The 12351-nt window shown below is 71.8% G+C and carries 11 protein-coding genes; 6 read left to right on the top strand and 5 right to left on the bottom strand.

The window, feature by feature from the left end; all coding sequences use genetic code 11:
- Window positions 1-660: 660 nt before the first annotated feature.
- A complete protein-coding gene (locus ACIQM4_RS05610) occupies window positions 661-1443 on the bottom strand; it encodes a hypothetical protein (RefSeq protein ID WP_401586490.1) in 783 nt (260 codons plus the stop codon).
- Between the two features lie 374 nt (window positions 1444-1817).
- Here ACIQM4_RS05610 and ACIQM4_RS05605 point away from each other — a divergent pair, with 374 nt between their 5' ends.
- The 5 genes from ACIQM4_RS05605 to ACIQM4_RS05585 are packed head-to-tail and all read left to right on the top strand — an operon-like array spanning window position 1818 to window position 7616.
- On the top strand, window positions 1818-4775 hold the full coding sequence (locus ACIQM4_RS05605) for a nitrate- and nitrite sensing domain-containing protein (protein WP_401586488.1): 2958 nt from the start codon (window positions 1818-1820) through the stop codon (window positions 4773-4775).
- Window positions 4772-5251: a roadblock/LC7 domain-containing protein gene (locus ACIQM4_RS05600; protein WP_401586485.1), complete on the top strand. Its 480-nt coding sequence runs from the start codon at window positions 4772-4774 to the stop codon at window positions 5249-5251. The genes ACIQM4_RS05605 and ACIQM4_RS05600 overlap by 4 nt, the downstream gene beginning before the upstream one ends.
- Window positions 5248-5682 carry a DUF742 domain-containing protein gene (locus ACIQM4_RS05595; protein WP_401586482.1) on the top strand — a complete coding sequence of 145 codons (435 nt, stop codon included), beginning with the start codon at window positions 5248-5250 and terminating at the stop codon, window positions 5680-5682. Before ACIQM4_RS05600 ends, ACIQM4_RS05595 begins: the two co-directional genes overlap by 4 nt.
- Window positions 5663-6343, top strand: coding sequence for a GTP-binding protein (locus tag ACIQM4_RS05590; protein ID WP_401586480.1), 681 nt, complete (start codon window positions 5663-5665; stop codon window positions 6341-6343). Before ACIQM4_RS05595 ends, ACIQM4_RS05590 begins: the two co-directional genes overlap by 20 nt.
- 34 nt (window positions 6344-6377) lie before the next feature.
- Window positions 6378-7616, top strand: coding sequence for a styrene monooxygenase/indole monooxygenase family protein (locus ACIQM4_RS05585; protein ID WP_401586477.1), 1239 nt, complete (start codon window positions 6378-6380; stop codon window positions 7614-7616).
- A 17-nt stretch (window positions 7617-7633) separates the two neighbouring features.
- Here ACIQM4_RS05585 and ACIQM4_RS05580 read toward each other — a convergent pair whose 3' ends face one another.
- The 4 genes from ACIQM4_RS05580 to ACIQM4_RS05565 all read right to left on the bottom strand — a co-directional run bounded on the left by ACIQM4_RS05580 (window position 7634) and on the right by ACIQM4_RS05565 (window position 11021).
- Window positions 7634-8848, bottom strand: coding sequence for an NlpC/P60 family protein (locus ACIQM4_RS05580; RefSeq protein ID WP_401586475.1), 1215 nt, complete (start codon window positions 8846-8848; stop codon window positions 7634-7636).
- 101 nt (window positions 8849-8949) lie between these two features.
- Window positions 8950-9282, bottom strand: a complete 333-nt coding sequence (locus ACIQM4_RS05575) for a hypothetical protein (protein WP_401586472.1) — start codon at window positions 9280-9282, stop codon at window positions 8950-8952.
- Window positions 9283-9292: 10 nt separating this feature from the next.
- Window positions 9293-10021 carry a TetR/AcrR family transcriptional regulator gene (locus tag ACIQM4_RS05570; protein ID WP_401586470.1) on the bottom strand — a complete coding sequence of 243 codons (729 nt, stop codon included), beginning with the start codon at window positions 10019-10021 and terminating at the stop codon, window positions 9293-9295.
- A gap of 37 nt (window positions 10022-10058) precedes the next feature.
- Window positions 10059-11021, bottom strand: a complete 963-nt coding sequence (locus ACIQM4_RS05565) for a diiron oxygenase (RefSeq protein ID WP_401586467.1) — start codon at window positions 11019-11021, stop codon at window positions 10059-10061.
- A 198-nt stretch (window positions 11022-11219) separates the two neighbouring features.
- Here ACIQM4_RS05565 and ACIQM4_RS05560 point away from each other — a divergent pair, with 198 nt between their 5' ends.
- Window positions 11220-12332, top strand: coding sequence for a ferritin-like domain-containing protein (locus ACIQM4_RS05560; protein WP_401586465.1), 1113 nt, complete (start codon window positions 11220-11222; stop codon window positions 12330-12332).
- Window positions 12333-12351: the final 19 nt, after the last annotated feature.

The raw sequence follows: 12351 nt of genomic DNA, 5'->3' as shown, positions 1-12351 counted from the left end.
CCTCCCCGAGGGGGCGCCCCGATAGGGGCGCGGGGAACTGCGCGACCGGCCGCGACGCGCCCGCGCGGTCCCCACCCACGCCCGGGGGGGGGCACCTCCCAGGGGCGCGGGGAACTGCGCGATCAGCCACGACGCGCCCGCACGTCCTACACCCACGCCCAGAGGGCACCTCCCAGGGGCGCGGGGAACTGCGCGATCAGCCAGGACGCGCCCGCACGCTCCGCTCCCACGTTGAGGGGGCGGCCCATAGGGGCGCGGGGAACTGCGCGACCGGCCACGACGCGCCCGCGCGACGGAAACGCACCGGCAAGGGGGCACGCGAGAAGGGTGCGCTCCGCGCGAGGGGCCGCCCCCTTGCCCACCCGTCCCGCCCCCGGGGGGCGGCCCCGCTGCCCAAGGAGGCTGGGGGGTGGGGAAAGGGGGTGGCCCCGCTGCCCAAGGAGGCTGGGGGGTGAGGAAAGGGGGGCGGCCCCGTTGCCCAAGGGGGCTGGGGGGGAAAGGGGGGCGGCCCCGCTGCCCAAGGAGGCTGAGGTGGGGGGAAGGAGGGGGCCCCGCTGCCCAAGGAGGCTGGGGTGGGGGCAGGGTCGGGCCCCAGAGGTCGACGGCCTGCGTGAGTGGGGGGGGGGCTCGCCGTCCGCCCCCATCCCCCGGCGGCAGCCCCTACAGCTCCGCGTAGACCACCGCCGCATCGTCATGCCTCTTCCAGCGGCCTGCTCCCCCGTCCCCCCGTTCCAGCTCCCGTACCCGGTCGATCAGTGCCTGGGTGCCCTCCTTGCGGAGGAGCGCCACGCACTCCGTCCAGTCGCCGGCGCGGAACAGTTCGACCCACCGCGTCACCCCGTCCGTCATGGCCGCGATCGCCCGTACCTCCTCCCGTGGGGTCGAGCCGGTGACCGCACGCCGGGCGACCCCCGGATCCGCCGCCGCCGTGAAGAAGCCGCCCTCCGTGTTCCGGTACGCGTCCGCCGTCGCGTGGGAGCGCAGGGCCTCCCGCGGCACTCGGTCCAGCCGGTCGTCCAGCACCGCGCGGACCGTCCCGTCCGTCCCCTCCACCAGCAGCGCCGAATCCGAGAGCACCAGGTGCTCGACCGCCAGCGCATCCCAACGCACCATCACCACGGTTGCCTGAGGCGTACGTACGTGAGAAAGGTCACAGGTGTCCCGGTGTGCGTCCGCGACCCAGCCGATCGCCTCGGCCAGCACCTCCGGGAGGGCCAATTCCGGCCGGGAACCGGACAATTCGATCAGCGCGCCCCCGAGCCGCGCCGTGAACCACGGCACGGAGTGCACGCAGCCCGTCTCGCTCGGTGGCGGAGTCACCCCGTCCAGGACGACGACGGTGCCACCCTGCCCGGTCGGCCCCGCCGCAGGCAGTGCCACGGACGTCCAGTCCTCGTTGGGGCGTTCGGGGTCTCCGGGTGCGGTGGCGAGTTCGATGCGCATGGCGCCAGTCTGCCGGACCGCCACCGGCCGGTTCCGAGAGGCGCGAATTGGCCCATACCAGCAGGTCAGCTGCTTGCTTTTGGGTGGAATGATCTGTTCCGGGAAGCTGCGGGGGTGCATCCTGCCAAAGCGCGCACGGAAGTTCCAACCGGCACACCGGGCGGGCGGCTGACGGTCCGTGACCGAAGTTGTTCGCCAACTCCCGATTGATGTTCACTCGTTCGGGTGGCGGAGCGGTTGATGCACGCCGCCCTCCCCGGGGGCTGGAATGGTCGAAGGCTGAACCAGGGGTGGGGGTGGAGCGCTCGGTCCGCGTGTGCCAGACGTAGATGCAGCAGCCGTCACCTCGGCCACCCTGGGCGGACGAAACAAGAATGCGAGCACCGGTGCAGAACAAGCGGCCTCGGGGCGACAGCGTCAGCAACGAGGGTCCCGGCACCTCGCCCGGCCTGTCCTCGGCCTCGGCCTCGGCCCCGACCCCATCTCCCAACGGCACGAGCACCGGCACCGGCACGAGCACCGGCACCGAATCCCGCCGTCCCAAGCGCGTGCGCAACCGCCTCGTCGCCTCTGTCGCGGCCGTCGGGATCATCGTGCTCGCCGCCGGAGCCCCTTCCCTGGTCGCCGCGTCCGACGAGCTGACCCGCTCGCAGAACCTCCTGGACCTCTCCGAGGTCAACCGGCAGGCGCTCGCCCTCGCGCACTCCCTCGCCGACGAGCGGGACGAGGCGACCGCCCGCGCCGCGAGCTCCACGGCAGCGGCCCAGGGGGCAGGCGGGGGAGCGGGCCAGGGCGAGAACCCCCAGGCCGGTGGCGGCAGCGAGGGCGACAGCCGCGACAAGGGCACTTCCCAGGCCGACCGCACCTCCCGCGTCGACCGCCAGATTGCGGAGCTCACCGACCACGGCGCCGCCGACCTGCCCGCCTCCGTACGCACCGCGATCGCGAAGATCCCCGCCCTGCGCCGCGCGGCCGGCAGGGCCGACGGCAGCGGGGCCGCCACCCCGCTCGACCTCCACAAGGCGTACTCCGCCGCCCTCGACGAGCTCCGCGGCCTCTCCCGCGACCTCGCGCGCAAGACCCCGCCCCGGGCCGGCGGCTCCGGCACCGCGCCGGCGACCCTCGGTGGCGCGGTCGAGCAGGCCGCCGCCTCACGCGGCCTGCTGCTCGCAGCCCTCCAGGTGCCGCGCGGCACCTCCACGGTCAGCTTCGACGCGGTCACCGGGCGGTACGTACGGACCGAGAGCGGCAACAGCAAGCAGCTCAGGGACGCCCTCGGCGCCGCCGCGCAGCGGGCCAGGCAGCGGGAGCAGGCCGCCCTCGCCGAGTTCGCCGTCGCCGCGCCCGCCAAGGACCGGGACTCCTTCGCCGCGACCGTCAGCGGCCCCGAGGTCAAGACCGCCGAGCAGTACCTGAACGTCCTCACCGACGAGCCCACCCTGAGCACCGCCGACCGCGGGCTGGGCGTGGAGAAGGTCGATTCGGCGCTCACCGCACGTGTCGACCGGATGCGCGGCGCCGAGGCCGCCCTCGCCTCCGCGCAGAGCGAGAACCTCGCCGCCCTGCGCGACGACGACGTCTCCGCCCTCGAATTCCGTGTCGGCCTGCTCGCCGCCTGCTTCCTGCTCGCCGTGGGCATCTCCACCGCGGTCGCCCGTACGCTCACCCAGCCGCTCGCCGTGCTGCGTCTCGGCGCCGCCCGCCTCGCCGCGGCCCCCGAGACCGAAGAGCCGGTCCGCTACACCGGGCGCAACGACGAGTACGCCCAGGTCGTACGGTCCCTCAACAGCCTGCACGGCAAGCTGCTCGACCTCGGCGCCCGCAGCGAGAAGCTCGCCGGCGACCGCAGCCACCTGGTCGGCCAGCGCGAGAGCCTGGACGCCCAGCGCCGTACGCTCACCGCGGAGAACGGCAAACTGCTGGCCGAACAGGCAGAGTTGCTGGCCCGCGCACAGGAGACCACGGCCAGGCTGGCGGAGCTGCGGTCCACCGTGCACTCCTCCTTCGTCAAGCTCTCGCTGCGCACCCTGGGCGTCGTGGAGCGCCAGCTCGCCGTCATCGAGACGCTGGAGGAGCGCGAGCAGGACCCGGACCGGCTCGCCACCCTCTTCAAGCTCGACCACATGGCGACCGTGATGCGCCGCCACGGCGAGAACCTGCTGGTCCTCGCGGGCACCGACCACGGGGTCGCGCACACCGGCCCCGTACCGCTCGTCGACGTGCTGCGCGCGTCGATCAGCGAGATCGAGCGGTACGAGCGGGTCACCCTCCAGGCCCTGCCGCCGCATTCGCAGGTCGCCGGGTTCGCGGCGGACGACCTCAGTCATCTTCTCGCCGAGCTCCTGGAGAACGCCACCTCGTTCTCGCCACCCGACGCGCATGTCCAGCTGTCCGCCTGGCTCCTGGAGAGCGGCGAGATCATGCTGTCGGTCCAGGACGAGGGCATCGGCATGGCCCCCGACCGGCTCACCGACCTCAACTCCCGGCTCTCCGAACCGGCGACGTACGCCCCGGCCGCAGAGAGCGAGGGCCTCGGCCTTCAGGTCGCGGCGCTGCTGGCGGCCCGGCACGGCGTGCGCATCCAGCTGCGCGAGCAGAAGCAGGGCGGCACCACGGCGGTCGTGGTCCTGCCCAAGGCACTGCTGCCGACCGAACCGCCCGCCGTGTCCCTGGTGTCGGAGCCCGTGCACCAGCTCCCCGGTTCGGTGGCCGAGGCCAACTCGAACGCCCTGCCGGGGCGCGCGGGCCGCCCGGAACCCGAGACCGACCCGCTGATCGCCGTCGCCGAAAAGGCGATCGAGGCGGCGGAGGCCGCAGAGACCACCGGCGCGGTGGACGCAACAGACGCGCCGGAGGCGGCAGAGGCCACAGCATCGGCGAACACGCAGGGTGAGGCCGACCAGCCCACCCGCGAGATCCGCCTGCCCCGGCCGGCACCCGAGCCCGCGCCGGAGCCCGTACCCGGGCCCGATCCCGATCCCGTACCCGCTCAGGCCCCCGCCCCCGCCCCCGCAGACCCGGAGCCGACCACTCCGCGTCTCACCGACAAGGGGCTGCCCAAGCGCACCCCCAAGGTCGTCAAGCCGGCGGCCGACGCCACGCCGCAGCGATCCGGCGGGGTGGACGCCGACGCGCTCCGCCGTCGCCTGGGCGGATTCCACCTGGGCGCCAAGAACGGCAGGCGCGACGTCGAGGCGGAGATCGCGAACAGTGGTAACAACGAGGATCACGGGGTAGACGGGGCAACCGGGGGACCGGGTGTCCAGACCAGTACCGACAGGACCAACCGGACCGACACCGAGGGGGACACCGTCGAGGAGGCACGCAGTTGACCGCGCCGATCACATACGGGCTGAGCAACGAAGCCCGTAATCTGCACTGGCTGTTGAGCAATCTGGTCGAGGAGGTGCCCGGCCTGGTCTCGGTCGCCGTCGTGTCGTCCGACGGCCTGCTCCTGCTGTCCTCGGACCCGGACCACATGCCGGCGGACCCCGCGCCGATGCCGGTCGGACCCAAGGGCTCCAGTGCCGATCTCGCCACCATCGTCTCGGGCCTCGGCTCCCTGACCGTCGGGGCCGCCCAGCTGATGGAGGGCGGCGGGGTCAAGCAGACGATGGTCGCCATGGAGTACGGCAGCCTCTTCGTGATGTCGATCAGCGACGGCTCGCTGCTCGGCGTGCACGCCGCCCCCGACTGCGACATGAGCATCGTCGCGTACCACATGGCGCTCTTCGTGGGCCGTGCCGGACACGTCCTGACTCCCGAACTCCGCAGTGAGCTGCGCAAATCGATGGAGAGTGCCAGTTGAACCCGCAGAGCTCTCTCCTGGCGCCGTCCCGCCTGCCGATACGCGGCGAGGGCCGCCGTCCCGCCCGCGTCCGCCCGTACTCCCTCACCGGGGGCCGGACGCGTTTCACGCACGTCCTGCTGGTGGAGACGTTCGTGGCGGCCCTCGACACGCCTGCTATCGAGGCCTCGCCCGAGCGCCCGGAACTGACCGGGCGCACCCCGGGCAACCGGGTCGGCCCCGAGATGCAGGCCATCGTCGAGCTGTGCCGCAGGATGCGTACGGTCGCCGAGGTCGCGGCCCTGCTGAAGATGCCGCTGGGTGTGGTCCGGGTGCTGCTGAGCGACCTGGCCGACCAGGGAAAGATCCGCGTGTACGGAACCGGCCACGGCGCCGGCCGCCCCGATCGCGCACTGCTGGAAAGGGTCCTGAATGGGCTCCGTCGCCTCTGAGGCCGTCCCCACCACCGTCCCCACCACCACCACCACCCGCCCCGTCGCCGGCGCCGACGGACAGGCCGCCGTCGCCGAACGGGCGGCCCCCGCCTGGCAGCTGGACCACACCAGGGCGCCCACCGCCACCAAGATCGTGGTCGCGGGCGGCTTCGGCGTGGGCAAGACCACCTTCGTCGGTTCGGTCTCCGAGATCACCCCGCTGAGGACCGAAGCGGTGATGACCACCGCGAGCGAGGACACCGACGACCTCTCCGCGACACCGGAGAAGACCACCACGACGGTGGCCATGGACTTCGGCCGGATCACGCTCGACGACGACCTCGTCCTGTATGTGTTCGGCACGCCGGGCCAGCAGCGGTTCTGGTTCATGTGGGACGACCTGGTGCGCGGCGCGATAGGCGCGATCGTGCTCGCCGACACCCGCCGCCTCGGCGACTGCTTCCCGGCGCTCGACTACTTCGAGAGCTGCGGCCTGCCGTACATCGTGGCCGTCAACCACTTCGAGGGCACCGAGCGTTACGAGAGCGAGGACGTCCGCGAGGCACTGTCGGTGCCCCCGCAGGTGCCCGTCGTCATCATGGACGCACGCAGTCGCATCTCGGTCGTCGAGACCCTCCTGGGCGTGGTCGCCCACGCCCTGGACGCCACCCCCGTCTGAAGTCTGTTCGCTGAGTGAAAGAGCCACCCACCCCATGCGGAAGATCCTCATAGTCGGAGCCGGCCAGTCCGGCCTCCAGCTCGCCCTGGGCCTGCAGTCCAAGGGCTACGAAGTCACCCTGATGTCCAACCGCACGCCCGACGAGATCCGGGCGGGCAAGGTCATGTCGACGCAGTGCATGTTCCACACCGCCCTCCAGCACGAGCGGGACCTCCGGCTGAACTTCTGGGAGTCCCAGGCCCCGCGCATCGAGGGCGTCGGCGTCTCCGTCGCGGCCCCGGACGCCTCCCGTCCGGTCGACTGGGTCGGCAAGCTCGACGGATACGCCCAGTCCGTCGACCAGCGGGTGAAGATGGCCGGCTGGATGGACACCTTCGCCCAGCGCGGCGGCCAGCTCGTCATCCACGGCGCGGCAGTCTCCGACCTGGACTTCTTCGCCCGTACGTACGACCTGGTACTGGTCAGCGCGGGCAAGGGCGAGCTGGTCCAGCTGTTCGGCCGGGACGCGTCCCGCTCCCCGTACGACGCCCCGCAGCGCGCGCTCGCCGTCGCGTACGTGCACGGCATGGGCCCGCGCCCCGAGCACCCCGACTTCGACGCGGTCCGCTGCAACCTGGTGCCGGGCGTCGGCGAGCTGTTCGTCATGCCGACCCTCACCACGTCGGGCCGCGCGGACATCCTCTTCTGGGAGGGCATCCCCGGCGGCCCCGTCGACGCCTTCAAGGGCGTCAAGGACCCGGCGGAGCACCTCTCCCTCACCCTGGAGCTGATGGAGAAGTTCCTGCCCTGGGAGTACGCCCGCGCCACCCACGTGGAACTCACGGACGCGGGCGGCACGCTCTCCGGCCGCTACGCCCCCACGGTCCGCAACCCGATCGGCCGCCTCCCGGGCGGCGGCGCCGTGCTCGGCGTCGCGGACGTGGTGGTCGCCAACGACCCGATCACCGGCCAGGGCTCCAACTCGGCCTCCAAGTGCGCCGCCTCCTACCTCGACTCGATCGTCGAGCAGGGTGAGGACGCCTTCGACGAGGCATGGATGCAGCGCACCTTCGACCGCTACTGGGACACCGCCCAGCACGTCACCAAGTGGACCAACGCCATGCTGGGCGTCCCGCCGGAGCACGTCCTCAACCTGATCGGGGCCGCCTCCGAACTCCCGCCGGTGGCCGAGCGCTTCGCCAACGGCTTCAACGACCCGGCCGACTTCGAGAACTTCTTCTACGAACCGGAGAAGACGAACGCGTACCTGGCATCGGTGACCGGTCAGGCCTGAGCGGGCGCCCGGATCGCCTACGCCGGTTCGGGGGCGGTCTGCGAGGAGTAGCCCTCGTCGGACTCGTTGCCCTCCTCCGCGCGCCCCGTCGGCAGGTCCGGCGGGGTGTAGGAGGCGAGCGAGGCGAGGTCGGGGTCCGGGCGTACGGCGCCCAGGAGCGGGTTCGACGCGATCGGTGACACCTTCACACGCGCACCGGGGCGCGGCGCCTGCACGACCTGGCCGTTCCCGAGGTAGATGGCCACATGGGTGGCCTTGGGGAAGTAGACCACCAGGTCGCCGGGGCGCAGCGCGGACAGCGGCACGCGCCGCAGCTCCTGCCACTGCTCCTGGCTGGTGCGCGGAACGGTCCGCCCCGCCGCCGCCCACGCCTGCTGCGTGAGCCCGGAACAGTCGAAGGAATCCGGCCCCTCGGCCCCCCACTCGTACGGCTTCCCGAGCTGTTGGACCGCGTACTCCAGAGCCCGCGCGCCCTCCCGCGACGGCGTGCGTGCGGCCCGTACGCCACCGGGTCCGAGGGCCCCCGAGCCGATCAGGGTCTGCTGCGCGCGGTCCACCGAGCGGGTCTCCAGCGCCGCGAGCTCGCCCAGTTGGTCGCTCGACAGGCCCGCCAGCGCCGCCTCGACCTGCCGCAGCCTGGCCTGGACACCGTCCCGCGCCTTCTTCTGCTGCGCGGCGAGGGTCTGCTGGGTGTCGAGCGAGGCCCGAGCCTCGGTCGCGAGCCCGTCCGCCCGCTTCTCGCCGGCGGCCAGCCGCGCCACCTTCACCGCGCGGTCCGCCGCCGCCCGGCGCAGGGCGTGGCCCTGCATCAGCGCGTGCTCGGGATCGCTCGACGTCAGCAGCCGTACGAACGAGGAGTACGCGTAGTCCCCGCGCCCCTTGTACTGCTCCCTGGCGAGCTGTCCGGCCGCCCGCCTGCCGTCGGCGAGGGTGACCCGGGCCTTGCCCAACTCGGTGTTCAGGCGCGTCACTTGAAGGCGCGCGGCCTTCAGCTTCTCCTCGGTGGCGTTGAAGGCCTCGCTGGCCTCCTCGGTCTCCTGGTACAGCTTCCGCAGGTCGGTGAGCAGCTTCCCCACCCCGCCGGCCGCCTCGGGCCCGGCCTCGGGCCCCGCCCCGTTCACCGGGCCGCCGAACGGATCGTCCGGTACGGCGTACGCGCTGCCCGCCGTGCTGGTCGCCAACACCGTCGCCGCCGCCGCGATCACCACGGCGGTCCTGAACCGTCCTGTCACACCATCACCTCCGGTACCGTCGCCGGGCGATACGCCCGGCTCAGCCCGATGGTGCGGTCATGACGGCCCGTCAGCCCGGCGGGTGGGCGGGACGGCGCAGTTCAGTCATCCTTACCGGGCGAAGAGGTGTCGCCCCCGGCGTGGCGGGTGGACGTGGCACCGGGTGCGGGTGTGTTCCTCGACCACGGCCACTTCGGGCTCCACGGCTCCCGCCCCTGCGGTACGTACACGTACTTCCAACCCCGCTGCAGCCCGAGCCGCTTGCCGTACCCGGCCGGCTGCCGCTCGTAGGCGTGCACCACCGTCGCCCCGCCGTTCGCCCCGGGCACCGGCACCTCGTACCACTTGGGCGGGTTCCCGGTCGCCCCGGTCAGGACGTCCAGCACCCGGCCGTCCAGCGGCCCACCGACAAAGGGAGTCTTCTCGCTTCTCACGGGACCAGTGTCACAGCAGATGAGCGGCGTCCGCGAGGACCGGCACCACCCGGCGGGCCAGCGCACCGGCAGCGCCGTCGGCGCTCTCCAGGGCGAGCGCCTCGCGGGTGCCGGCCGCCGTCCGGGGGTCGGTGGTCGCGGTGGCGATGAGCAGGGCCATGAAGTGGTCGACCAGCCAGGCGCGGAGCTCGGGCAGCGGGGGTTGCTTGCCCTCGTCGAGCCAGATCAGCGAGGCGGCCTCGACGGCCGAGATCCAGGTGCGGACCATCATGCGCAGCCTCGGGCCCGCGCTGTCCGTCATGCCCAGGTGGAGCAGGACCTGCTCGGCGGCGGCCCGCCGCACACCGTCGACGGTGGCGCTCGTACGGGACGTCTCGACGACGCTGCCGCCCTGGAGCAGGGCGCTGAAACCGGCGTCGTGGGTGTCCACGAAGGCGAGGTAGCGGTCCAGGGCGCTGGCGAGACGTTCGGTGAGGGGACCGTGCTGCGGCTCGGCGAAGCAGAGCTTGAGCTCGTCGGCGGCCGAGCCGAGGGCGGCCTCGTAGAGCTGGACCTTGCCCCCGGGGAAGTAGCGGTAGACCAGTGGGCGGGACACCCCGGCCGCCTCCGCCACGTCGTCGAGCGAGACGTCCTTCGGCGACCGGTGCGCGAACAGCGACAGCGCCGCGTCGATGAGCTGGACGCGGCGCTGTTCCACACTGAGGCGACGGTACGCGGGGGAGGACGCTGCGGTGGTCATGTTCCGCAGCGTAACCGGGCCCGCGCCCGGAGGAAGGTCAGCGGGCCAGCAGGCCCGAGCTCACCCAGAGCCGGCGGCCAGGACCGCGCAGCACGCCGATGTCGTCGAGGAAGTCGGTCAGCCGCTTGGCGCCGTTCTGCATGACCTCGGTGCGGTGGCCGCTCGCCTTCACCTGGGCGACGGCCTCGCGGCGGTCCAGGCCCACGTTCTCGTACACCTTGGGGTTGATGAAGCAGGTGGAGAAGACGCGTGCGGCCTCGCCGCAGCTCAGCCGGGTGAACTCCTGCTCCCAGCGCGGGGCCGTCACCATCTGGCGGCGCAACTCCTCGCGGGCGTACCGGACGTGGCGGGCCTCCTCGATGACGTGGATACGGGTCACACCGCGCACCAGCGTCTGGATGCGCTCGTCCGGGAAGGTCAGCCGCTGCATCCAGTCGAGGATCTCCTCGCCGAGGAGGGTGGCGGCGAAGGAGCCGGGGGTCGTCGAGACGGTCTTCAGGACGCGCGCGAGGTTGTGGTAGACCCGGGGGATCGGGTAGCTCGGCGCACCGCCCTTCTGGATCATCTTCGCGAACATCATCGAGTGCCGGCACTCGTCGGCTATCTCGGTGAGCGCGTAGCGGACGTGGTTGCTGGTCACGGACTTGTCGTAGATGTGCCGGACCAGCAGCTGCATCAGGATGATCTCGAACCAGATGCCGAGCGAGGCGATGGCCGCGGCCTCGTGCCTGGCCAGCTCCATCCGCCGGTCCTCGGACATCTTCTTCCACATCGGGGTGTCGTAGAGGGACACCAGCTCCGGCGGCCAGTACCACTTGCCCTCGTCGGCGGGGGCGTCCCAGTCGAGTTCCGTGTCGGGGTCGAAGGAGTGCTTGGCGGACGACTCCAGAAGACGCATCGCCACCTGCTCGCGGTCCTTCAGCATCCCGAGCGCGTCGCGGAGGGCGGTGAAGTCGGTCTCGGTCGGCTCGGCCGTGGTCCTTGCCGGGGCGGTCGTCATGATCGGAGCACCTCGTGGTCGGAGAATCCGGGATTCCCGGGTTACCGGGGGTCACTCCTTATGAGACTCCTTGTCAGCAAGGGCGTCAATCCCTTGTACGGGACTTGTTGGCGTCCTTGTTGACCGTGCGTCTACCCACGTGTGAGCCTGCCAAGTAAGCGCACGCACAGCACTGTTGGGGATGCGAAAGGGGCGTCGATGTCGACGCACGAGCTCTACACGAACACCCCGTCCGAGTCGATCTGGCAGATACCCGCCACCGGGCAGGCCCGTTTCAGCTGGGAGTACGACGAGGGCCGCGACCGTCTCCTCGCCCTCTACCAGAAGGGCAAGGACAAGCAGTGGGACGGCGCCACCCGCATCGACTGGTCCCTGGAGGTCGATCCGCAGGACCCCCTCGGCACCCCCGACGAGTCCCTGAACCTCTACGGGACCCGCTACTGGGACCGCATGACCGACAAGGACAAGGGCGATCTGCGCCGGCACTACACGGCCTGGCAGTTCAGCCAGTTCCTGCACGGCGAACAGGGCGCGATGGTCTGCGCCGCGCGGATCGTGGAGTCGGTCCCCGACCTGGACGCGAAGTTCTACTCCGCGACCCAGACCATGGACGAGGCCAGGCACGCCGAGATCTACAGCCGCTTCCTGCACGAGAAGATCGGCATGCTCTACCCCGTCAACGACAGCCTCCAGGGGCTGTTGGGGGACACCCTGCGGGACTCCCGCTGGGACATGCCCTACCTCGGGATGCAGGTCCTCATCGAGGGACTCGCCCTCGCCGCGTTCGGCATGATCCGCGACACCACGAACAAGCCGCTGCCCAAGCAGATCCTCGCGTACGTCATGCAGGACGAGGCCCGCCATGTCGCCTTCGGCCGGATGGCGCTGCGCGACTACTACAAGCAGCTGAGCGACGCCGAACGCAAGGAGCGCGAGGACTTCGTCATCGAGGGCTGCTACCTGATGCGCGACCGGCTGCGCGGTGTGGAGGTCCTGGAGAACTTCGGCATCCCCCGCCAGGAGGCGCACGAACTCAGCGAGCAGTCCGAGTTCCTGCACCTCTTCCGCAAGCTCCTCTTCAGCCGCATCGTCCCCTGCGTCAAGGACATCGGGCTGTGGGGCGAACGCCTGCAGAAGGCGTACGTCGACATGGGCGTCTTCGAGCTCGGCGACTCCAACCTCGACCTGCTGATGACCCAGGACGAGGAGATCGCCGAACAGCTCGACCGGGAGCGGTTCGCGGCCGAGGAGCAGGCGAGGGTGGACGAGGTACGGACCGCGATCGCGGACGGCGGGGCCGCGGCCACGTAGGGTCCTCCGTCCGGGTCGG

It is taken from the genome of Streptomyces sp. NPDC091272, assembly GCF_044757485.1.
In the GTDB taxonomy this organism is placed as follows: domain Bacteria; phylum Actinomycetota; class Actinomycetes; order Streptomycetales; family Streptomycetaceae; genus Streptomyces.
The sequence above is the reverse complement of the archived record's forward strand: the minus strand, read 5'-3'. Positions and strand labels throughout refer to the sequence as shown.

Bases quoted from the DNA above. Each gene is read 5' to 3' on its own strand.
- ACIQM4_RS05610 (WP_401586490.1), bottom strand. From the start codon at position 1,443: ATGCGCATCGAACTCGCCACCGCACCCGGAGACCCCGAACGCCCCAAC.
- ACIQM4_RS05605 (WP_401586488.1), top strand. From the start codon at position 1,818: ATGCGAGCACCGGTGCAGAACAAGCGGCCTCGGGGCGACAGCGTCAGC.
- ACIQM4_RS05590 (WP_401586480.1), top strand. From the start codon at position 5,663: ATGGGCTCCGTCGCCTCTGAGGCCGTCCCCACCACCGTCCCCACCACC.
- ACIQM4_RS05585 (WP_401586477.1), top strand. From the start codon at position 6,378: ATGCGGAAGATCCTCATAGTCGGAGCCGGCCAGTCCGGCCTCCAGCTC.
- ACIQM4_RS05570 (WP_401586470.1), bottom strand. From the start codon at position 10,021: ATGACCACCGCAGCGTCCTCCCCCGCGTACCGTCGCCTCAGTGTGGAA.
- ACIQM4_RS05565 (WP_401586467.1), bottom strand. From the start codon at position 11,021: ATGACGACCGCCCCGGCAAGGACCACGGCCGAGCCGACCGAGACCGAC.
- ACIQM4_RS05560 (WP_401586465.1), top strand. From the start codon at position 11,220: ATGTCGACGCACGAGCTCTACACGAACACCCCGTCCGAGTCGATCTGG.